Raw genomic sequence first — 21,828 nt, forward strand, 5'->3', positions numbered from 1 at the left:
CTTATGTTTTGGTTCGACTAGCGGACAGTTTAGAAGGTGAAACGTGCCCCGATACGAATGGTACGGGGAAGTTGATAGTAGAGAGGCTTACCGTACTGGCTGTTGATGGTGATCGGTCCGCCCTGGCTGTTGTTCCCGGTCAACACATCCTTCAGGGAATAGGGATGCATGGCAGCAGCGTAGAAGTTCACGCCGTTCAATACATCCTGTCCGCCCGGAGTGCCGAACTGGTAGGCATAGGTTGTGTCGATCTCTTCGTTGATTGCAGTGACTGCATGCTGGTTCAGGAGGTTGGTGAACGTAGCCGTGAAGTTCAGCGCCTTACCCTCGGACAGTTTGTAGCCCTGCTCAAGATTGAAGTCGCTCTGGATAAACTTCTTGTTCCGGTAGGTACGTGCATTGCCCAGAGTGATGGCTCCCGAAATGGGGTCCTGTGCTACATCGACCCACTTCCCACGGTTGACCACCTGTACCGGCCATGCACCGCCGCCCAGTCCAATATCCATGTAGCTGGTATTGGGCGAACCCTGATAGATAGTCTGGAAGATACCCAGATTGGTCGTGAACTTCTTCAGGTAAGCGAGTTGGTAATATCCATCTGCCTTGAAGACGTTAGGACGATCGGTCGGCAGAGGACCGCTCGAAGACCCACCCATCGAGTTGTACTGGAAGTAAGGCTCGTCAAAGGCACGGCTGTTGTTAGGAGAGTTGCGTCCCCCGAGACCGCCGTCTGAAATGTCAGAGCTGGTCAGACCGGTGTAGTTGCCGCGGAAGTGGCTGTAGGTGTAGCTCGCCGTACCGAACCAGTGATGGCTGACTGCCTTGGTCAAGCGCAGCTCCAGGCCGTCATAGCTGCGGGCCGCAGGGATCAGGTTATTAGGAGGATAGTTGCCTGTCGGCGAGTTGCAAGCGCCACCGGCCTTCAACTGATCCGCGCCATAGAGGAAGGAGCAGAAGCCGAGGAAGGTCGAATTGACGCCCTGCCCAGGGTTGACCACGACGAAGGTTTCCCCTTCGCCGATACCGTAAATCGCCGAGTCTTCGATGACGTGATCCAGGCGTCTGCGATCATACCGTGCCTCGAAGGCAACCAGCGGGCTGATCTGGTAATCCACACCGAAGACTGCCTCGTGCTGCTTGTACGGCTTGAGGCCGGGAGCAACACCTTCCTGCGATGCGCTGCAGGTGGAGCAAGTGGTGGGGAAGGCGCGGAAGTTGACGTTCTCAATGAAGCTGATTCCGGCCGGAGTAGCGCCGCTGAAATTGGCTTCCTGCGTATCGCCCTGGCTACCGCAGTAGCGCCCGTTGCTGGCAAAGGTCGGGTTGATCGTGGTGTAGTTCGAGGTGTTGAGTGCGTATACGCAATTGTCCCAATATTGGCCGCCGAAGGAGCTGATGGCCAGGTTGAGCTTCATCACGTCATAGAACTCGCCGTAGCTGCCGAAGACCTTCATCTTGCCCTTGCCGAAGACATCCCAGGCTGCACCGATACGCGGTGCGACCTTATCGGTCCAGTTGAAGTTGATGGGCTTGGCCGGTGCGCCAGCTGCTTCGGACTCACCCGGCAGGTATTCCTTGTCAAAGCGAATGCCGGCGTTGATGGTCAGACCGCGGCCCAGCGTCCAGGAGTCCTGCGCAAACAAGCCATGGTTGAAGCTGGTGGCGTGGCCGTTGGTGCCGAAGTCCTCGATGATCACATAGCCATCAGTTCCCTGGCAGTAGCCGTTTCCATTTGTCTCTGCAAGGGCTGCGCAAGTCGTCGCACCCTCGGTGGTCTGAGGGCTGTAATTGGTCGCAGAGTTATAACCGACGAACATCTGGACGTAAGGCTCGTTGTAATGCTGGTTGAGAGTGTTGGAAAGCCGGTTGAGCTGGTAGCCGAATTTGAAGTTGTGCGTGCCGGCCCAGCCGCTCTTGTACCAGGCAATATCCTGATCAAACTGGATACCCTTGCTGGCGTTGAACGAGGTGAAGTTCTGGTTGGTTGCCGCATTCAGGTAGCCCGGCAGCTGTTGCAGAGAGGGGTCGAGAGTCTTACCGCTTGTGTCTGTGGCTCCGAATCCGTCGGTTTGCCAGTTGTAGATCTGGGCATTGGTCGGGAAGCCGAAGTCATGGTAGTTCTCGAAGTAGTAGCCGAAGCGTGTTGTCGACACCAGGCTGCGGGTAATCGTGATGTCCGCGCCGGTGTTGATGGTCACGTTAGGTGCTGCATATCCGAGGTTGTGGCCGTAAACGAACGCGGGATTCGATGCCGTAGGGTTGACATAACCCTGAATAGAATCGGACGTGGGCAAATCCTGTCCACTCTGACGCTGGTATTGATAGAGCCAGGAACCGAAGACGCGAATCCTATCGGTGATGCTGGCATCGACGCGGGCGGTGGTGTAGTAGGTTTGCGTATTGCGGCTGAAGGGTACGAGGCCGCTGCTAGTTACGATTTTCCGCTCCTCATCTGCGAATTCTGGATTGAAGGCACCGAAAACGAAGAGCTTGTCACGCAGAGACCCGAACTTGTCGTGCATCAGCATTGACGGGAATAGCGGACCACCGATCGTGAAGCCCGGAAATACATCGCTGGTCTTCGGCTGGCGCGGCTGATAGTTCTGATAAGCCGGATCGACAAATCCCCATGGAGTTGTTGTCCCCGAGTCAGTCGGGTCGTACCGGGAGAAAGCTCCGGGATGTCCGTCCATTTCCTGGTTTTCAAATTGACCGAAGATCGAGCCGTGGTAGTTCGAAGAACCCTTTTTCATGATGACGTTCACGACGCCGCCCAGGGAGCCGCCATGCTCCGCCTCAATGCCAGAGCTCTTGATCTGCACTTCCTGGATGAAGTCGAATGGAACGTTGGTGTGGGAGTAACCGCCGATCAGATTGGCAGTCTCCTGGCCTTCGACGAGGTAGGAGTTCTCCGAATCAGAACCACCCGCTACCGAGAATCCATAAGCGTTTCCGTTGCTGCCGTTGCCAGGGGAGACGCCACCCGTGCCGTTGCTGGCGCGGTTGCTACCCATCAGAGGCTCGTTGCGCGCGGAAGGTGCAAACTGGATTACCGACTGGAACGAGCGTCCGTGAGGTACATCCTCGATCACGTCTTCGGGAATATTGGTCAATGTGGTGTTGGTCGTTGTGTCGATCAGGGGGGCTTCCGCGGAAACTTCAACCACGGACGTCGCGCCGCCTACCGTCAAGGTCAAGTCAATGGATGGTAAGTGGCCAACTTCAATCTCCATCTTCGAACGCACCAGTGTTTCGAAGCCGACGGCCGTCACTTTCAGCGAATAAGTCCCTGGCGGAAGATTGGAGAACCGGAAATACCCCTTTGAATCGCTGGTCGATTCCTTGGTGCCAACCAGCGTCGGGGAAGTCAATACGAGGCTGGCGTTCGTTACCACTGCGCCACTGGGATCTTTTACCGTGCCCTGCAAGCCGCCGGTTGTTTCCTGGGTGTATCCAGGCTGTATTGCCGCGGTTGTGGCAAAGCCAAATGCCAGCGCGGCAGCCATGACGGATAGCCGCAAGGATTTTCTACTGAAAATTTCGCTGAGAGGCGAAAGCAATGCAATGCCACGAGACGTGACCATTCTTGTTCCTCCGAAAATGATTCAAATTTGGATTCTGCAAGGAAGTTCAGACGTAACTTGCGTATCTAAGAGTCTTCCCGCGAGCTAGCAAATACAAAAATAGGCGCTCCGGCGGGCTTACGGTCCGGTACTCCTAGTGCTGCAATTGGATTGCCAATCCGAATGCATGGCCTTACTAGTCGCAAGTGACTCATTAGAAGCGAGATATAGATGCCCCTAGAATTCTTCCCACAAGCAAAGTATTAAAATTTGTATAAATAGAGCCGGAGTATTCTGAAATTTTGAGACGATACTGTTTTTCATAATAAGTTTGAATTGCAGGAGACCTCCCTTCTCGTTCAATCTGATGGTTCAAGCCGCAGCGAGAACCGGGTGCGGTCTGGCACCGTACACTTAGGCGAATGCTGCTCACCGTAGCCCATATCGGTCCTAAGCCCAACAAATCCGGGGCGAAGGCCGCCTTTGATTCGCTGACGCGCTTCTATCTCGACCGCATCACTCCGTATCACTCGTGCCATGCTGAAGCCTTCGTGAGCGAGGCAGCGTTCCTTGCTTGGCTCTCGAAGCAGCCCGGACGGGTGCCGGCGATGCCGGTTCTGCTGGATAGCCGCGGGCGCCAGCTTGCTTCGACGGAGCTGGCCAACTGGCTCGGTGCCCGGCGCGATCAGGGGACGCAGCACCTGGTTTTCGCAATAGGGCCGGCGGACGGCTGGGCTGCCTCGACAATGGAGACCGTTCGCGCCCAGCCTCATCTGCTTCTTTCTTTTGGCCCCATCACAATGGCCCATGAGCTGGCCCGGTTGGTGTTGGCGGAACAGCTCTACCGCGCCTGTACAATCCTCGCAGGCCACCCGTACCACTCCGGTCACTAACTCAAGCCATTGCCTCCGAATCACAAGAGGCTACATGGGAGAAGCAAGCATGATCTCTAGACCCATTCTCACCCTCGCTGCGTTGCTCCTCTTCGTGCTTGGTCTGGTGCTCGACTTCATGCCCCAGGAGACGGCGGTTGTACTCGGTCTTCAGGATTCTCCGACCTTGACGGTGCTGATTCAATCGCTGGCCGCGGCGCTGCTCGGAATGGGATTGCTCAACTGGTTTTCCAAAACCAACCCCATGGGTGGCATCTACAGCCGTCCGCTGGGATTGGCCAATATGCTTTTGTTCGGGGTGAGCGCCATCACGCTTGTCCGCGCTTCTTTGAGAAGCGTCATGCCGCTCTCCATCCGAATTGCGGCGGGCGTCGCTACGGTTTTTGCTGCAGCTTTCGTGTGGCTTCTGTTCTTTCACGATCCCGTCGGGAAGGCGAGACAAACAACTTAAGTCGCTTCATTCAGAAATTTGGGCGCGATCGCCCAGGAATCGAACCCCAGGAACCGATATGACAGATGCACAGCCACAATCCCGCAAGGGTCTCATCCTGATCAACACCGGCCCCGGCAAGGGGAAGACGACCGCCGCACTTGGGACGGCCTTTCGCGCCGTCGGCTGCGGCATGCGCGTGCTGTTCCTCCAGTTCCTCAAAGGCTCGTGGCACTACGGCGAGCTCGATGCTGTCCTGCCACACGGGGACAACTTTCAGATCAAACAGCTCGGACGCGGTTTTGTGAAGGTTGGCGGAGCGGAGACTGATCCCGAAGACCTGAAGATGGTGCACGACGCGTGGGAAGAGTCGAAGGCTGCGATCCTCTCCGGCGACTGGGATCTGGTAGTGCTGGACGAGATCAACTACGCCATTGGCTATGGCATGCTGGACCCGGAAGAGGTTGCCAAGACGCTGCTCGAACGGCCGGAGATGGTTCACGTGATCCTCACCGGCCGGAATGCGCATGCGAAATTGGTCGAAATCGCCGACACTGTCACCGAGATGCGCGAAGTGAAGCATGCCTACCAGAAAGGCATTCTGGCCCAGCGGGGGATCGAGTTCTGACGCCGTTTATCATGGGCTCATGTCTGAAATTGTCTCCATCGCACCTGAAGTTCTCGCCCGCGCCCGCAAGATCAAGCTGTTCCTCATGGATGTGGATGGCACGCTGACCGACGGCGGCATCTGCCTGATCGGTCCGACCGCAGAAGCTTTTGGACAGCCCTCAACGGTTACGGAGATGAAAGTCTTTAATGCGCAGGATGGCCAGGGCCTCTCGCTGGCGCACACCATGGGCATTCAGACCGGATTCATCACTGGCCGTAAGTCGCCCGCTGTCGCGCAGCGTGCCAAGGAACTGAAGGTCAGCTTCGTGTACCTTGGCCAGGCCAAGAAGATGAAGGCCTACGAGGAATGCCTGGAAAAAGCCGGCGTGACCGACGAGGAAGTGGCCTACATGGGCGATGACCTGCCCGATATTCCGCTGGCCGCTCGCGCTGGCCTTGCGGTCTGCGTGGCTGACGGCGTGCCGGAGCTCAAGGCGATCTCCCACTACATCACGGAGCGTGGCGGCGGGCGCGGCTCAGCCCGCGACGTTGTCGAGCTGATCCTGAAGGCGCAGGGTCGCTGGGACGAAGCCGTTCCGCTGGCGCTGGCCTGAGCCTTCCTTTGTGAGCTGGTCAATTCGTGGCACCCGGCCAGGACCTGTCTGGAGTTACAGTAGTTGCAGTAGCAGTCAGGCTCCGAGGTACTCCGCCCATGCCCGATACATCCGCCTTCACTCCATCCGCTGTGATCGGCGCGGCTCTACCGCGCATCGATGGGCCCCTCAAGACCACCGGCTTCGCACAGTACGCAGCCGATTATCACTTTCCGCGCATGGTGCATGCTGTTCCGGTGACCAGCACCATCGCGAGCGGCACGATCCGGTCGATTGACACGGCGAAAGCCGAAAAGATGCCCGGCGTTGTGCTGGTGCTCCACCACAACAACATCAATGACGGAAAAGCCGGGCCGCTCTTCCGCATGGCTCCCGGGGGTCACGGTGGCCGCACCAGCGAGGCTCGCCCACCGCTCATCGACGACAAGGTCAGCTACTGGGGGCAATACGTCGCTCTGGTGGTAGCAGAGACCTACGAGCAGGCACTCGCCGGTGCCGATGCCGTCAAAGTGACCTACGCGGCCGACGCCGTTAACGTCAGCACCAAGCTCGATGACCCGCAAACCGACGCACTGCCGCTCCATACCGAATCGAAGCGCGGCGATGTCGAAACAGCCTTCAAGGCCGCGCCCATTCAGATTGACGAAACCTACGTTACGCCGTCCGAAACCCACAATCCCATGGAAATGCATGCCACCGTCGCGGTCTGGGAGGATGGAAAGTTCACCCTGTACGAGACCTCTCAGGGGGTGGTGAATCATCAGCATGTGATGGCGGAAACCCTCGGCGTTCCGCGCGAGAACCTGCAGGTGATCACCCGCTTCCTCGGCTCCGGCTTTGGCGGCAAGCTCTTCCCGTGGCCGCACTCGGCACTGTGCGCAGCGGCTGCGCGCGAACTTGACCGTCCGGTGAAGCTCTCCGTCGATCGCGGCATGATGTTTACTGCCGTCGGACACCGACCGCGCACCCAGCAGCGCATGAAGCTTGCTGCCACGGCCGACGGCAAACTGGTCAGCCTGCACCATGACTACCGCAATCACACCTCGCTCGGCGACGACATCAAGGAAAACTGCGGGGAGGCAACCCCCTTTCTCTACTCCACACCGAACCTGCTGGTGACCTCAGCTCTGGTCCGCCGCACCATCGGAACGCCGACGCCCATGCGCGGTCCCGGCGCTGTGCCTGGCCTCTTCGCGCTTGAGTCCGCCGTGGACGAGCTCGCCCTTAAGCTCAAGATGGACCCGGTCGAGTTTCGCATCAAGAACGACACTCTGACCGACGAGAGCAGCGGCAAGCCGTTCTCCAGCCGTCATTACAAGGAGTGCCTGGAGACCGGTGCGCAGAAATTTGGCTGGGCCAATCGTAATCCGAAGATCGGCTCGATGCGTAAGCCCGGCGACCCGGACGTTATTCTTGGGTGGGGAGTGGCGGGCGCATCGTGGGGAGCATTTCGCGGCGCGTGTCAGGTCAGCGTTTCTTTGCTGAACGACGGTACAGCGCGCGTCTCCTGCGGCACGCAGGATATCGGTACTGGCTCCTATACCGTCTTCGCGCAGGTGGTATCAGACCGCACCGGCATTCCAGTCGACCGCATCCGTGTCGTTCTTGGCGACAGCTCGCTTGTTCCGGGGCCAACTTCTGGCGGATCGACGGCAACTGCGACCGTGCTCCCGGCGATCGCCGACGCGACGGATGCTGCCATCAAGACAGCCATCGCCACCGCGACCACTGCACCCGACTCACCCTTCCACGGCAAGCCGGCTGACTCGCTCGATTTCAGCGAAGGCAAGGTCCATATCAAGACGCAGCCTGCCTCGTCTGGACTTGCCTACGAAAAACTGCTCAAGCTCGCCAAAATTCAGGCTGCCAACGGTGAAGGGAACTCCGGCCCGATGGGCAGCGACCCCAAGGCGAAGAACTTCAGCACACACTCCTTCGGCGCCCAGTTTGTCGAGATCGAATGGGACCCAGGCATCGCTCGCCTGCGCGTCAGCCGGGTGGTTTCGGTCATTGACGGCGGGCGCATCATCAATAAAAAGACTGCCGAAAATCAGATCCTCGGCGCGGTGGTCATGGGCGTAGGCATGGGCCTGCTGGAGCAGACCATCTACTCCCCGAAGACCGGCCAGCCCATCAATGGCAACTTTGCGGATTACCTTGTTCCCACGCACGCCGACAGTCCGAAGATCGACGTGACCTTCCTCGACCATCCAGACCCGGTCATGGGCCAGTATGGCGCACGCGGCATTGGCGAAATCGGCCTGGCTGGCGTGGCTCCCGCCATTACCGCTGCTGTTTATCACGCCACCGGCATCCGCATCCGAACTCTGCCGGTGCAGATTGAAGACTTGCTTACAGCCTGAGAAAAGGACCAGGCAAAACAATGCCCGCCAGACGAAGTTCTGGCGGGCATTCTTTTGTGATCAGTGGTTACAGCTACACTCGGCCGGAAACCATGCTCGGACCCTGCACTTCAACCTCACGCTGCGCTTTCTTTGGCGCAGTGCGGGCCAAGTGCCGCGACAGCCGTTTCGCCGTGAATCTGGCGCCGCAGGCGAAGCGGCACATCGGCCCAAAGTTGTTCGCAGACACCAGCCCGGTCATATACAGTCCCGGCACCGAAGAGCGGAAGTTCGAGTCCAGCACTGGCACTTCCTCCGCTGTACGGACCTTTGCTGCCAGCTCTGGGGCGAGAAATTTCAGCGAACTCAGCAGTGGCTTGAATCCCGTGCCAGCCACGACGTGATCCACCAGCATCTCGCGCGCCTCGCCGTTCGCATCCTTGTAGCGAACCTGCACCTTGTCGCCAACTTGCGTCACTTGTTCCAACTGACAGCCCAGATGAGGGGTGACATGGCCCTCAAAGCCAGGCCGCGAAAACCAACCCGGCGCCGGCCCAAGGTGTCGTTGCACGACGCGATGACGCAGCTTCTGCGGCATGGCATGAAAGAGCAGCGGCAGATCGACAGCCAGCTTGGAGCGCCAGCCCAGACCGATCACCGAGCGCGGATTCTTGATCCGGTCCAGCAGCGGCCGGTAATCCGCAGAACGGTCGTGGAAATTGATTTTTTTCGCGCGAGCCATCAGGTCCGTTTGGGCACCGGCCTCATTGAGAGCCACAGAAGCGTTGACCGCCGAGGCACCGGCGCCAATGACCAGCACTTTTTTGCCACAAAACTGGTCGAATGGACCGTGATGGAAGCTATGGCTTACCGCCTCTGGCGGCAGTCCCTGGAGCACCTTCGGGAGATAGGGGAAATGGCTGATGCCCACGGCCAGCGCAACATGCCGCGCCTTGACCAGCTCGCCTTCGGCAGTCTCCAGCTCAAAGCCGCCGGGAATCTGGCTGACCCGGACAATCATCGTCTGCTCCAGCCGGGGAACCAGCCGCCGCTGAAACTCCTTGCCGTAGTCCACAAAGGTCGTGCGCTTCACCGGAGGACCCACCGGCGCATAGTCGATGTTGTTCTCTTTGCAATACTGCTTGAGGGTGTAGCCGTCGCCCGGCGCAAAGAGGTCCGACGCAAAGCCGTCCGATTTCAGAAACATGCCCGGAGGCATGTGCTTATCCCAGGCCTCCATGACAGGGCCAAAGATGCGGTAGTCGATGCCCAACGGGTTCAAGTGAGCCGCGAGTGACAGCCCATACGGTCCCGAACCTACGATTGCGACTGAAATCATGTGAATACCTTACCCTTCACTATATCCAATGAAACATTTCCGGCGGCTGAAGAAAATCCCACAATGGAGGGACCAAACGCAGGTATGTGTGTGTCACGGACAAGAATCAATCCTCTTGACAGCGGACCTTTGCCTCGCGCAGAGTCATCACACTTCGACAACCGCGCACCCTTCCCCGGTTATCCGCAGGCAACCTCGTAAGTGGAGGAATCCATGCATTCGTTACACATCGTCCATCTCAGCCACATCAATCTCTATGCCATCGGGGCTTCCGCGCTGATCCTCTGGTTTCTCGGAGCCACGTGGTACTCGCCAGCGCTGTTCGTCAAGCCTTGGATGAAAGCGCTTGGCATCGACCCCACCGCTGCCCGCGACGGCAAGAAGAAGGGCCTGGCACTGGGTATGATCTCCTCGCTTGTCGGGGATCTTCTGCTGGCCTTCGTCCTATGGCATATGGTTGCCTGGGCCGGGGTGGACAGCTTCGGCGGCGGTGCTTTCGTCGGCTTTCTTTGCTGGCTCGGCTTCTTCCTCGCCCCCAACTTCCCGCAGGGGATTTACGAGCGCCGTCCCTTCAGCCTCTTCGCCATCAACACCGGCTATTGGCTGGTGGGACTGTTGATCGCCGGTGGTGTGCTCGCCGTCTGGCAATAGCCTATTTGGCCTCAGCCTTCGCCCGCTCTGCCGCTGCGTCCGCCGTCCGCCCTTGGCGTTCATAGGCAACGGCGAGCTGGCGGTGCGCCTCGGTATAGCCGGGGTCGGCTGCAATCGCTTCGAGATACCGCCCGACAGCTTCGGCAATCTCGCCGCGCAACAATGACTGATTTCCGGCATTGGTGCTCAGCATCGCCCGCTGACGGTTGACCGCCGTCCGGCTCAGGTTGGCGGCGATCTTGCGTTCTGCCGCAGCCTCCTGCGTCTTGCCCTGTTCCGCGAGAACACCCGCCAGGGTAATGTGTGCTCCCGGCTGATCTGCCTGCAGCTCGACCGCCTTGCGCAGCGCAACCTCAGCCTCTGCGGGCCTGTTCAGCTGCTTGAGGACACTGCCCAGCGTCGCCCATCCGTCTGCGTTGCCGGGCTTCAGATCGAGCGCGGCCTGCAGTTGCGTTGCAGCCTCTGCCAGCCGGCCAGTCTGCATATACAGGATGCCGAGCGTATACGGCGGATCGGGCAGCGTTGGACCGAACTTTGCTGCAAGTTGCAGCTCGCGTACCGCATCGTCAACGCGATCTTTCAATTTGAAGGCGAGTCCCAGATCGTAATGCAGCTGTGGATTGTCCGCATCGAGCGTCCGTGCCTTCTCAAACTCGGCAATCGCCTCGTCAAAGTGCGACTGCTGAAGCTCTGCGACGCCCATATCCTCGTGCACCACCACGTCGTTGGGAGCTATCGCCAGGGCTCGCTGCAGGAATGGAGCCGCTTCCTTGGCTTTTCCGGTTTCCGTCAGCGCCAGGCCGAGGTTGGTGAGCGCCGTAACGTTCCTCGGTTGAACTTCAACCGCCTGTTGGAAAAGCGGGATCGACCGTTCCTGGTCGCCCTGCCGCTGCACGGCCATCGCCAGCTCCAGTGCTACTCCGGGCAGCTTCGGAGCCAGCTTGATCGCTTCTTCCAGATGCGAGATTGCCTCCGAATCATTGCCCGTAGCGGCCAATGCTCGCCCCAACTCGAACTGCGCGACGGCGCTGGCAGGCAGCATCTGCACCGCTTTATCCAGCTCGGCCAATCCCGGCTGAAAGTTCTTCTGCTCAACCAACACCACGCCCAGGTGCAAATGTCCAGCCGCGAGATCAGGATTGAGCTGCAGAGCACCACGGAACGCCTCTTCCGCCTCTGGCCAGCGTTTCTGCTGCGCCAGCACCGACCCCAGTTCGTCGATCAGTTCTGCCCTGCGCGACATGGTTTCAGCGGAGTTCGGCATGCCGTCGAGCTGTTCAATCGCTGTACGCATCTGCGACTCAGCCTGATTCAGCTTTCCCTGCCCGGCTGATGTACGGCCCATCGCCTCGTGCGCCGTAGCGAGATTTCCGATCGTTGCCGCATCGCCGGGCTTGAGCTGCAGCGCCTTTTCGAATTCAGGGATCGCATCCGCCTGCCTTCCCATTTGCGTTAGCACTACACCGAGCGCCATGTGTGCTTCGGGTAGCTTTGGCGCGAGTCGCACCGCTTCGGCAAAATCCCGCCGCGCCTCTTCCTGCCGGCCGGCTTGCATGGCCGCGTACCCGGCACGAAAAACGGTATCCGCACGTTGCAACGCCGTACCGGTGTGGGAGGTACCCGCCTGAGAGCTGCCTGTCTGGGAAGTATCATGCTGAGGGGAATTCGCTTGCGCCGTCGCGGTGAGACCTCCACCAGCGAGCGCGACCGCCAGAGCCACTCGGAAAACCAGCATCTATTGCGCCCCCGTTGGCTTTGGATCATTCCTGTGCTGGATCTCCACCGCCAGCTTGTATTCTCGATTGGCATCTGCCGTGCGGCCCAGCGCGCGGTACGCCTGCCCGAGAACGTTGTGGGTGACATAGTTGCCGGGATCCATGGTGGCCGCTCGGGTGAGGTAATGGAGCGCCTGGATCGGCTCATTCAGTTTGATCAGTGCCTCGCCGAGCAGGATGTATGGCCCAGTTGCGTTTGGCTCCAGCAGAATGGCCTTGTTGAGGGCCACGCGGGCCTCGGAAAACTGACCGTTACGGACGTACGCATCGCCGAGCCGGTCATACATCGCACCGTTCAGGGGATTGAGCTTCCGCTCCGCTTCAAGCTGGGCGACCGCTTCTGGCAGGTCCGCTTTGGCCAGTGCAATCTCCCCAAGCAGCTGGTGCGCCAGCGGTAAGGATGGATTCAGTTCGACCGCCTTACGCGCAAACCGCGCCGCCTCGTCGGCGAACTCTCGCCGGAGAAACAGTCGTGCGGTTACCAGATACGCTTCCGCTGAATCGGCAGCGAAGCCGAACTGCGCTGCGAAGGCCCGCCGTGCATCGTCATAGCGCTTGGCGTCGGTGTAGCAAAGCCCCAGCACGTACTTCGGCTCAACATTCAGTCCAGAATCCCCGGGGTTCTCCACGACGCCTTCCTTAGCTTGCGTCGAAGCAGACGGGCCTACCGACGTGCCCATCGGCACACTCATAGCCTGCGCCTTTTCGAGTAGCGGGATCGCCTCCGCTGGCCGTCCCAGCCGGTATCGCGTGATGCCCAGCATCGCCGTCGACTCCCGGTCCGCACCGTCCTGTGCCATAGCCTTCGTGAAGGCTTCCTCAGCCTCCGGTAACTGCTCTTTCTGATAGAAAATGACACCGCGCAACCGCTCCACCCCCGCCTGCTCTGGAGTGGTCTTCGCCAACGCATCCAGCTCGACCATCGCCTGATCCAGGCGGCCCTTGGCTGCCAACGCCTGCGCAGCCGACAGCGAGACCGCCGGAGCAGCCTCAGAAACGGGTGCTCCACTCTGGGCCAACCCAGCCGGAACCAGCACGATCATCAAACAGGCAATTCCAATTGACCGCATTCCGTCACCCAACCCAGTCTATGCCCAACAAAAGCAAGTGGGGAGCCGAAGCTCCCCACCGGTGGTTACTGCATTGGAACAGGTTAGAAGGTGATCTTGACCGAGAGCTCCAGGTACCGTGGTCCCGGCCCAGGCGCTTCGCCAGTGATCGTTCCGGCAGACAACACGTTCGACTGCGGGTTGCCGGGATTGATGTGATTCACGGCGTTGTACGCATCCGCACGCGCCTTGACCCCTACCTTTTCCCAGACGGCAAAGGTCTTCTGCACCGATAGATCGACGTTGTAGAAGCCAGGCCCCCAATAGGTGTTCCGTCCATTGTTGCCGATATTATCCAGACCCGCATCCGTGAAGATGGGACCAAGGGTTTGTGCTTGGAAGAAGGTCCGATTCTGATGCGTCGCGTCGAAGTTAGTCAGCCCAGTCTTCAGGCGAGCACCCGATGGAGACTTGTTTGGATAGCATGGTGCCGATCCAGGCAAGTCACTCGCCGTCTGCTGGTTTCCATCTCCATCAATGTAAGAGAACGTGCAGTTGATGGTTGGGGTGAAAGGCAGCCCGCTCGAGATGTTCATTGTGCTCGAAATCTCGAAACCGCCCAGCAAAAGCTCCTCAGCCCGATTGGCGCCGGTCAGGAACATCTTACCCTTGCCGATGGGAAGCTGGTAGCTGCCGTAGGCAGTGAACGAGTTTTGCCGAACGTTGCTATCCCGACCGTACGCAACACGCTTGCTCCATGTAGCGTAACCATTGGATTCATCAAAGGCACTTGCCCACTGATAGTTAGCCGTGGCGGCGAGTCCCTTCCACTGCTGCTGAGCCAGTGTTACCTGCAATGCGTTGAAATTCGTGTTTTGGTCGTCTCCGTTGAGCTGAATACCCTGCGTCCAGCCGCAAGGACCTCCGCACGCCGGCAGTGCTCCGCCGTAGTACCGCTGCAGTGCATTCTGGTTGCCTGTTGCCCCGGCAGTCATCCCCGGAGATCCAGGCTTTCTCGGATCCCAATGAAGAGGCTGTGGAATTGTGAAGTTCTGACCGTACGCCGAGTAGGTGGCAGGCAGATTGATCGCCGCTTCGTTGGGGTTGGTGCTGTTGCCGTCGCCGTCGCTCAGAGTGTTCGTACCCTTGTTACCGACGTAGGCGATGGTGAGAGCAAGTGTCGGAGTTAGAGCGCGCTGCATGCTGAGGTTCCATGCATCGAGCGTGGGGAAGCGAAGCGGATTCTGCCTTGCCTTGGAGCTAACGTCCGATCCCGGGTTCGGGAGAAGTCCGTTCGATGGAACTGCGGGCGCCACGTACGGAACGGGACCGCCGGTGCCAGCGACCCAAGTGCTGCCGGACACGTTTGCTCCGCCGGCGCAACCCGGATTGTCTGAGTTCGCGCCGATGCAGAAGGCCACACCGGTTGTCGAGTCTGCAGCGTTCGACAGGCTCTGGTTTGCCAGGACTGGAAGGTTCTGGGTAGCCGTATGCCCGAAGATGGAGCCGAAGACGCCGATATCAAAGCTGCGTCCGTAGCCCGTGCGGATAACGGTCTTTTCATTGATCTGGTAGGCGATGCCGATGCGCGGCTCGAACTGCCGGCTCTTCTTCGCTGCCCAGTCCATGTTGGTGCCGATCCCACCGACTCCGGCGATGTGCAGGTATCCATCGTGCAGGTTGAGGAGGGAGCCCTGACCCGCGCCATTGACGGTTTCCGGGAAGTAGTACTCCCAGCGAACGCCCAGGTTGAGGGTCAACTTGCTGCTGGCACGCCACGTGTCCTGCCCATAGAAGAACGTGCGCTTCTGGAACTCCTTGGCGTTCGTGGAGGTCGAAACATACCGCTGGAACGTTGCCACATCGCCCAGGGCGAAGGTTGCGAATCCAAGACCGTTGGAGCCATTGTTAGAGGTCGGTCCCTTGCTGAAGTTGAGGATACCGGTACGGTTGGTATCAGAAGGCACACGCAGGTTGCGGCCATAGCGAAGATCCCCGCCGACTTTGATGGCGTGGTTCCCGATGGTCTTGGTCCAGTTGTTGACGATCTGGAACTGGTCCTCTCGCTCAATCAGCGGGCAGTTGCAACGGCTCACATTGAGACCGTCGCCCCACTCCGGCTGGGTGTTGCCACCAGCAAGAGTATCGGGCTGAAACTGCGGCAGTCCGCCGGTTGTGGTGTTACCGGTATTCAGGCCGGAAAATCCAAGACCTGATGCCGGGGCAGTCGTCTGATCGTTCTTTGAATCGATGATGTTGTAGCGAAGGTAGCCAAGACGAAGATCTGCGATCAAAGTCGGGCTGAATACATAGTCGGTACCCGCTGCCACGCTGTCGTCTGCGCTGGTCGAGTTACCACCGTAGCCACCGATACCGAACCCGCGACCGCCAAGACCGTTATACAACTGGCCGCCGTTGAGGGTGTTGGTCCAGCGAGAGAAGCGGACAAAGGCGTTCGCCTTCTGGGAGATCGTGTCGTCGACGCGAACTGCCCAGAGATTGCTGTTGAAGCCGCCAGTGCCGCTGGCCTTGTAGTTCGAGTCCAAGCCGCCGAGACCACCGCCCGACTCCGCGTTGATGTATGGGAGCAGTGTGGTCAGCACATTTTTCCACTGAGTGGAAACGAGATCCGCAGGGATGACATTCTTGGCGAACGGAACCGAAGTGCCGGAACGATTGTCGTAGATCTGCCCTTGGCCACCAGGCAGGTTGGCGAGGTATTCACTGAAATCGCAACCGGCGATTCCTCCAGGGCCCGTGGTGGTGCCGAGGCAGGTGTTCGCGAGCAGTGGCGATGGGAGGGTATCAACTTCGGAAGTCCCGACCTTCTGACGCTGGCCTTCATAGCTGCCAAAGAAGAAGAGCCGATCCCGGATAATAGGGCCACCCACCGATCCGCCGAACTTGTTCTTGATACCTGGAGGCACTGCACCGGGAGATCCCTGCGAGAACGGCTCACGCGCGAGGAATGCGTTTGTTGTCCGGAAATCATAAGCGCTGCCATGAAAGCGGTTGGATCCAGACTTGGTCTGCACGGCCATGACCGCCGAGACTGCCTTGCCCATTTCCGCGTCGAAATTCTGCGTGGTGATCTTGGTTTCGGTGATTGAGTCCATCGACGGATTCACGACGACGATTCCTAGGATTGGATCCTGATTGTCAGTACCGTCGAGTTCGTACGCGACGCCACCGAAGGCTTGACCATCGATCTGAATCTGCTTCGACGCCTGCGGATTTTCGTCAGCGGCATGCGACCAGCCCAGCAGCTGTGCGCCAGGCAGGAGAAGCTGAAGATTGGTGAAATTCTGATCGCCGACTGGTAGATCCGAGACTTCCTGCTGGTTGAAAACCGTCGAAACATCGGCACGGTCGGTCTTCAGGACTGGAACACTGTCCGCGTTGACTTCAACCGTCTGCGCACCGGTACCGGCCACTTCCAATGCCACGTCGATGCGCGGCGAAGTGTCCGCTTGTACCTGCACACCTTTGGTTACGGAGGTCTTGAAGCCCTTGATCTCAATCTTGACGTCGTAAACATCCGGGATCAAGTGGGTTGCCGAATAGTCGCCGGATCCATTGGAGACTACGGAAGTTGAGGTGCCCTTACCTTCACTGGTCACCGTCACCGTGGCGCCTGGAACGACTGCCCCGGAATTATCCGTCACTGTCCCAAAGATCGATCCGTAAACCGCTTGGGCGTGCGCGGGTGCGTTAGTGAGCAGGCATACGATGGCGAGGAGTGCCAGAGCGTACGCTGCCCGCAAGTTCTTAGTCATGCGGTCTCCTAAAATTGTGCAATCCCTGCGGATTGAATTCCTTGCCCTTGGCCTGTTTGGCCTGATGATCCCCGGTCAACGGGTCGCGGTTCCTGCTTCCGTTACAACTGGAAATCAGAACTCCTGCGCCGTGCTACCGAAGCTTCTCGAAACCTCTCCTGCCAGCGGACAATTGCGGCGAGTCCTGGCCCCGTTGGCCACGCCCGCTCTTAAAAACATCCATTCCCGTCGAGCTATCATGCCCCGGAATCGATCTTTGACGTACTACCCGAAGTACTCGCGTCAGTTGGGTTCACACTGAGGCGTACAAAAAAGACACTTCAGAACACCGCCGAACAATAGTGGAAACAAACAACAACTGTCAATCTTTTGGTTGAGGAAATTTGGTATCTGGTTCGAAACGGATCATAAATACGTAATGTCAAAGGCTGAAAGCGTTTTCAAGCGGGTCCGCGGTCCGATTCCGAGAACACGTTTTCTGGAAAACAACAGATAGTAAGCGGTTTAGTGAACTTTCCGCGCTTACCCGGTCTTGCGCAGCAGCGCTTTAACACCTTCAATACACCTTAAGCGCCTCCCAGTGTGCCCCCTCTATGTTAGACATTTGATTCTTGATTGACCTGTATATGTCATAACGTTTGCTCGTAGGCGATCCGGCCTTGTCTAGAGTGAAACTACGCCCACGCCATGGTTCAGTCGGTCACTGCGTTGGTTACCTGCAGGGTCAGTAAAAGCCTTTACTTCTGCTGAACGGCCGCCCTTACCCCCACTTTTTGATTCTGGCGGAACGCGGGATCGTAGTATCGCCGCTCTATCCGCCGGCGCTTGTGATGGAAATTCTGCGCTCCGCACTGTTTCAAATGGGGAATTCCGGCGCTCACGTAGTATGACATTTGAGACAACAGTTTCTACTTGGCGCCGCACCCATGCCGCCCGGACCGGATCTCCCGTTGCAATTCCCGTGCCAGCCCGTCGTCGGGCGAAAACTCGAGGAGACGCTCGAGAGTCCCCAGCGCGGCCTCTTTCCTGCCAAGCCCGCACTGGACCAGGGCAAGGTTTCGCCCCGCCTGCAGCTGCACCGGGTCGTCCTGAAACGCTCTTTGCAAGAGCTCGGCAGCAGCACCATAGTGCCGGTCTGCGGCCTTCAACAAAGCCAGGTTCCCAGCCGCGAGGGCGTCGTCCGGATTAGCTGCCAGCGCCAACCCATATTCCCGCGTCGCGCCTTCTCTGTCGCCGGCGACCTGGTCCAGGAACCCTAGCTGCCGGTGGAGCTCAGAATCTCCATCCGCGCCTGCTGCCCCCTCCGCCCCGTTCAGCAAGGATCGGGCTTGCGCCGCTGCCGTCGCATCCCCCTTGAGCGCAGCCTGCGCATAGGCCAGTCCGAGGTTGCGCGGATTTGGGGTAACCAGTTGCCCCCTTCCGTCTCCGACTGCAACCAGCGCGCCGGTTCCGGGCGTGGCGCGCGCACGATCCGTCTTTCCACCAGGAAGCCGGGGGATGCGGTGATCGGTCACCTGCTCATGAGCGATATCATTGGCCGTCGCGCGCGGCATGTGGCAGGATGCGCAATCGGGATTCTCTACATGGTGGGTCGCTGCGAACCCAGTGCCGGCCTTTTCGCTCGCCGCGCCCGGGTCGTGGCACGACAGACACCGCTCCCGGTAGTAGGAAATGCGCTCCTCCGCCCGCATCGCAGCCGTTGATTGATGTGGATCGTGACAACTCGTACAGGTTAGCTTGTCACCCGCTCCGCGCCTGCAGCCACTCTGGAGCAAAGCCTCCCACTGGCTCGTCGCCCGCTGGTCTGCCCGGCCCGCGTCTCGCACAAAAAAGCTGGCGTAGTCGAAGATGCTCTGTCCCGGCCGGAAGTCGACCAGACGTTTGCCTGCATGAACTACAGCCTCCTGTCCCTCCAGATGACAACTGAGGCATATCGAATCGCGACGTACTGGCTCCAGCTGCGCGAGCTTCAGCATCGCGGTGCGACCGCCGGAAGTCACATGCGCTGAGGCATCGCCGTGGCAGGCAGTACATGTGATGCCGCCCTCCGTGAACGGCACTGACGCATACTTGTTGCGCGCTTCAGCCAGAGATGGCTGTGCCCCGGAAGCATGGCAGCGCAGGCATCCCGGGTCGACGGGCAGCGCCAGCGGCATCTCCCGCGCCTGCTGGTAGTTGGGCGCCATATCCCAGATCTGTTTTTTGGCGTACCAGTTGATCGGGATTTCGAACCAGTAACCCTGGTCTTCGAAGAGATACGTCCTGCCACGTGTGCCTGATCCGAGAAAGTACTTCAGCTCGCGGCGGCCCTTCAGCTCGCGAGCCGGCTCGTCCCGCTCAAAGTCCAGCCAGACGCGCCCGTCGAATTGCTCGATCCGGTACGAGACGCCGGAAACGTCATGGGTGAATCGAGCCGGCAGAAATCCGTCTGCGGGCCCACCGCTGGCGTGGGCCATCGGCGTTGAACGGTAGCGGTCGTAAATCGCGCGATGGCAACCGGCGCAAGCAGCATTGGGATCGGCCGTGGCGGCCCCAGCCTGCGCATGAGACGCAGAAGCACCCGCGGCAACGGCAGGCAGCCTTCGATCAGCTATCAGCAGCCCCGCCATTCCCAGCAGGCAAGCAATCCCGCACATCACGAACCAATTGCCTAACCGAACCAGAACTTGCGCCCCCTCAGCCGCCGCCGTCATTATCGTGCTGGATTTTGAGACGCGCCCGACTGCGAACAAGTTCCAGGCACAAGCCCTCTGATTTCACCGAAGTCAAATCACGCAGAATACTGCGTAATAGCGATTGCCGACCCAGAATCTTATCTATGCCTTCTTCTTTTCAAAGCTATCTCGCTTTACGATCTTTCCGCCTTCCTGGATGACGTAGAGCTGATTTACATCCAGGTCCTTCAGGATGTCGATCGCCCCAGAAGGCCATTTGATCTCCAGACTGTCGACCTTCTTGGCTTGATCAAGTCCGAAATGCACGCGGAGATCGTTCTGCGAATAGTAACTTCCTCCCGAGCGAACTTCCTCGATCTGCACCATCGGCTTGGCCGCCTTGGGATCGGTCTGCGCGGTAAGAGTCAGCCGTGCGCCAATACCGGACCGGTTGCTCTTAGTGCCCACGGTACGAATCTTGATCCAGTTGCGGCTCTTCACTAAACCTGTCGTATCGCAGCGCAACAGCTGCGGCCCGCTGTTCATGCAGTTCACAACGACATCCACATCGCCATCGTTGTCGAAGTCGCCGAATGCGCAACCCCGCGCCGCTGCAGGGTTGTTAATGCCCGGTCCACCAACCTTGGTGACTTCTTCAAATTGCCCATTGCGCAGATTGCGATAGAGATACTTATGCTCCGCATAGGGAGCGTCGATGTGCGTTCCGTCCACCTCGGGATAGACATGGCCGTTGGAGATCAGGATATCCAGCCAGCCATCGTTGTCCATATCCAGAAACCCAACGCCCCAGCCCAGATAGCGCGTGTTGATGCCGAGACCAGATAAGTAGGTGTGATCCTCGAACGTCCCGTCGCCTAAGTTGAGATAGAGAGAATCTGTATCTCCGGCGAAGTTCGTCTTAACGATATCCACCAATCCATCGCGGTTGAAATCCCCCAAGGAAACGCCCATGCCCGCCTGCGGCTTACCATCCGGAGAATACGCAATGCCCGACTCGATGGCTACATCCTTAAAGGTTCCGTCCTTCTGATTCTGGTAGTAAGTTGCCGCCGTCGAATCGTTGGCCACATAGATATCCGGCCAGCCATCGTTATCGATATCGCCGATCGCAACCGACAAGGCATACGTCCCGATCGTGTCCCACATGCCGGCCTTCTGGCTTACATCTTTGAAGGTTCCATCGCCATTGTTGCGATAGAGAATGTTCTTTCCTCCCAGCAGCCCGGGCGGTCCGCATGCCACCTGAATACCCTTGTACGCGCAGCCTGCATCCTCCGGTAGCGGAGCCGTCTTCACGTCGAAGTCGATATAGTTGCCGACAAAGAGATCGAGATGCCCATCCTTGTCATAATCAAGAAAGGCGCAGCCTGAGTTCCACCGCAACTTATCCTGCAGCAGCCCGGCTTCCTTGGTTACATCTTTGAACGTCCCATCCCCGTTGTTGCGATAGAGCGAATTCTGCCCGTAGTAACTGACGAATAAGTCATTCCAACCATCGTTGTTATAGTCGCCGACGCAGCAACCCTGCCCCCACCCGGAACGGCCCAGCCCCGACTTGGCCGTAACATCGGTAAATGTACCGTCGCGATTGTTCTTGAATAAATGGCAGACAGGCTCCTGGCCCTTGGGAAAGCCCTCCAGGCGCCAGCCATTGACCAGAAAGATATCCAGCCAGTCGTCCTGGTCATAGTCGAAGAAGGCTACGCCGCAGCCGGTCGTTTCCAGCAGATATTTGTTCTTGTGCTCGCCGCCGTAGATGGTCTTGGAGGTGAGCCCGGCGGTTTTCGCTACATCCACAAAACTCAGTCCCAGCGGCGTCCCGGCAATCGGAGAATTCAGCGCCACCGCCTTCGGCTGCACATCATACGCAGGCCGGTCCATCCCCGAAGCAGGCTTGCTTTGCTGCGGCGCAGAGGCCTGTGCCGGAGACTGGCCAAGCGCAGGCCGCGCCAACTGCAATACATCTTCCAGGGACAGCACGAGTGCCGTCCGCGATAGCGACTTCAAGAATCCACGACGAGAAAATCCAGGTACTGACCAGGCCAAATCCCACTCCCAACCCACGTCCCGAAGTATAGACTCCGGGCACATGGACTGGTTTCCAACCAAAGG

13 protein-coding genes are annotated in these 21,828 nt (G+C 58.9%); 6 read left to right on the plus strand and 7 right to left on the minus strand.

Going from position 1 to position 21,828, the window contains the following annotated elements; genetic code table 11:
- Positions 1-29 precede the first annotated feature (29 nt).
- Positions 30-3,584 carry a TonB-dependent receptor gene (locus AC5S27_RS23460; protein WP_493936985.1) on the minus strand — a complete coding sequence of 1,185 codons (3,555 nt, stop codon included), beginning with the start codon at positions 3,582-3,584 and terminating at the stop codon, positions 30-32.
- Positions 3,585-3,985: 401 nt separating this feature from the next.
- Between AC5S27_RS23460 and AC5S27_RS23465 the strand changes: the two genes are divergently transcribed.
- The 5 genes from AC5S27_RS23465 (at position 3,986) to AC5S27_RS23485 (ending at position 8,472) form a co-directional block, all read left to right on the plus strand.
- Positions 3,986-4,456: a 23S rRNA (pseudouridine(1915)-N(3))-methyltransferase RlmH gene (locus AC5S27_RS23465; protein ID WP_493936986.1), complete on the plus strand. Its 471-nt coding sequence runs from the start codon at positions 3,986-3,988 to the stop codon at positions 4,454-4,456.
- Between the two features lie 49 nt (positions 4,457-4,505).
- Positions 4,506-4,907, plus strand: coding sequence for a hypothetical protein (locus AC5S27_RS23470; RefSeq protein WP_493936987.1), 402 nt, complete (start codon positions 4,506-4,508; stop codon positions 4,905-4,907).
- Positions 4,908-4,923: 16 nt separating this feature from the next.
- Positions 4,924-5,514, plus strand: a complete 591-nt coding sequence (cobO, locus tag AC5S27_RS23475; protein WP_493937352.1) for a cob(I)yrinic acid a,c-diamide adenosyltransferase — start codon at positions 4,924-4,926, stop codon at positions 5,512-5,514.
- A 19-nt stretch (positions 5,515-5,533) separates the two neighbouring features.
- Positions 5,534-6,109 carry a KdsC family phosphatase gene (locus AC5S27_RS23480; protein WP_493936988.1) on the plus strand — a complete coding sequence of 192 codons (576 nt, stop codon included), beginning with the start codon at positions 5,534-5,536 and terminating at the stop codon, positions 6,107-6,109.
- A 98-nt stretch (positions 6,110-6,207) separates the two neighbouring features.
- A complete protein-coding gene (locus AC5S27_RS23485; protein ID WP_493936989.1) occupies positions 6,208-8,472 on the plus strand; it encodes a xanthine dehydrogenase family protein molybdopterin-binding subunit in 2,265 nt (754 codons plus the stop codon).
- Between the two features lie 73 nt (positions 8,473-8,545).
- Here the strand turns inward: AC5S27_RS23485 and AC5S27_RS23490 are convergent, their stop codons facing one another.
- Positions 8,546-9,790, minus strand: coding sequence for an NAD(P)-binding domain-containing protein (locus AC5S27_RS23490; protein WP_493936990.1), 1,245 nt, complete (start codon positions 9,788-9,790; stop codon positions 8,546-8,548).
- A gap of 213 nt (positions 9,791-10,003) precedes the next feature.
- On the opposite strand from AC5S27_RS23490, the gene AC5S27_RS23495 reads away from it, so the two are divergent.
- Positions 10,004-10,441, plus strand: a complete 438-nt coding sequence (locus tag AC5S27_RS23495) for a DUF1761 domain-containing protein (RefSeq protein ID WP_493936991.1) — start codon at positions 10,004-10,006, stop codon at positions 10,439-10,441.
- A gap of 1 nt (position 10,442) precedes the next feature.
- Here AC5S27_RS23495 and AC5S27_RS23500 read toward each other — a convergent pair whose 3' ends face one another.
- From AC5S27_RS23500 to AC5S27_RS23520, 5 genes are all read right to left on the minus strand, one after another.
- Positions 10,443-12,176: a tetratricopeptide repeat protein gene (locus AC5S27_RS23500; protein ID WP_493936992.1), complete on the minus strand. Its 1,734-nt coding sequence runs from the start codon at positions 12,174-12,176 to the stop codon at positions 10,443-10,445.
- Entirely contained in the window at positions 12,177-13,259 is a 1,083-nt protein-coding gene (locus AC5S27_RS23505; protein ID WP_493936993.1) for a tetratricopeptide repeat protein, read from the minus strand. It lies immediately after the preceding gene.
- A gap of 110 nt (positions 13,260-13,369) precedes the next feature.
- Positions 13,370-17,041: a TonB-dependent receptor domain-containing protein gene (locus AC5S27_RS23510; protein ID WP_493936994.1), complete on the minus strand. Its 3,672-nt coding sequence runs from the start codon at positions 17,039-17,041 to the stop codon at positions 13,370-13,372.
- Between the two features lie 908 nt (positions 17,042-17,949).
- Positions 17,950-19,677, minus strand: coding sequence for a multiheme c-type cytochrome (locus AC5S27_RS23515; protein WP_493936995.1), 1,728 nt, complete (start codon positions 19,675-19,677; stop codon positions 17,950-17,952).
- Positions 19,678-19,857: 180 nt separating this feature from the next.
- Positions 19,858-21,807, minus strand: a complete 1,950-nt coding sequence (locus tag AC5S27_RS23520) for a CRTAC1 family protein (protein ID WP_493936996.1) — start codon at positions 21,805-21,807, stop codon at positions 19,858-19,860.
- Between the last annotated feature and the right edge of the window lie 21 nt (positions 21,808-21,828).

The organism is Acidicapsa borealis, assembly GCF_059115245.1.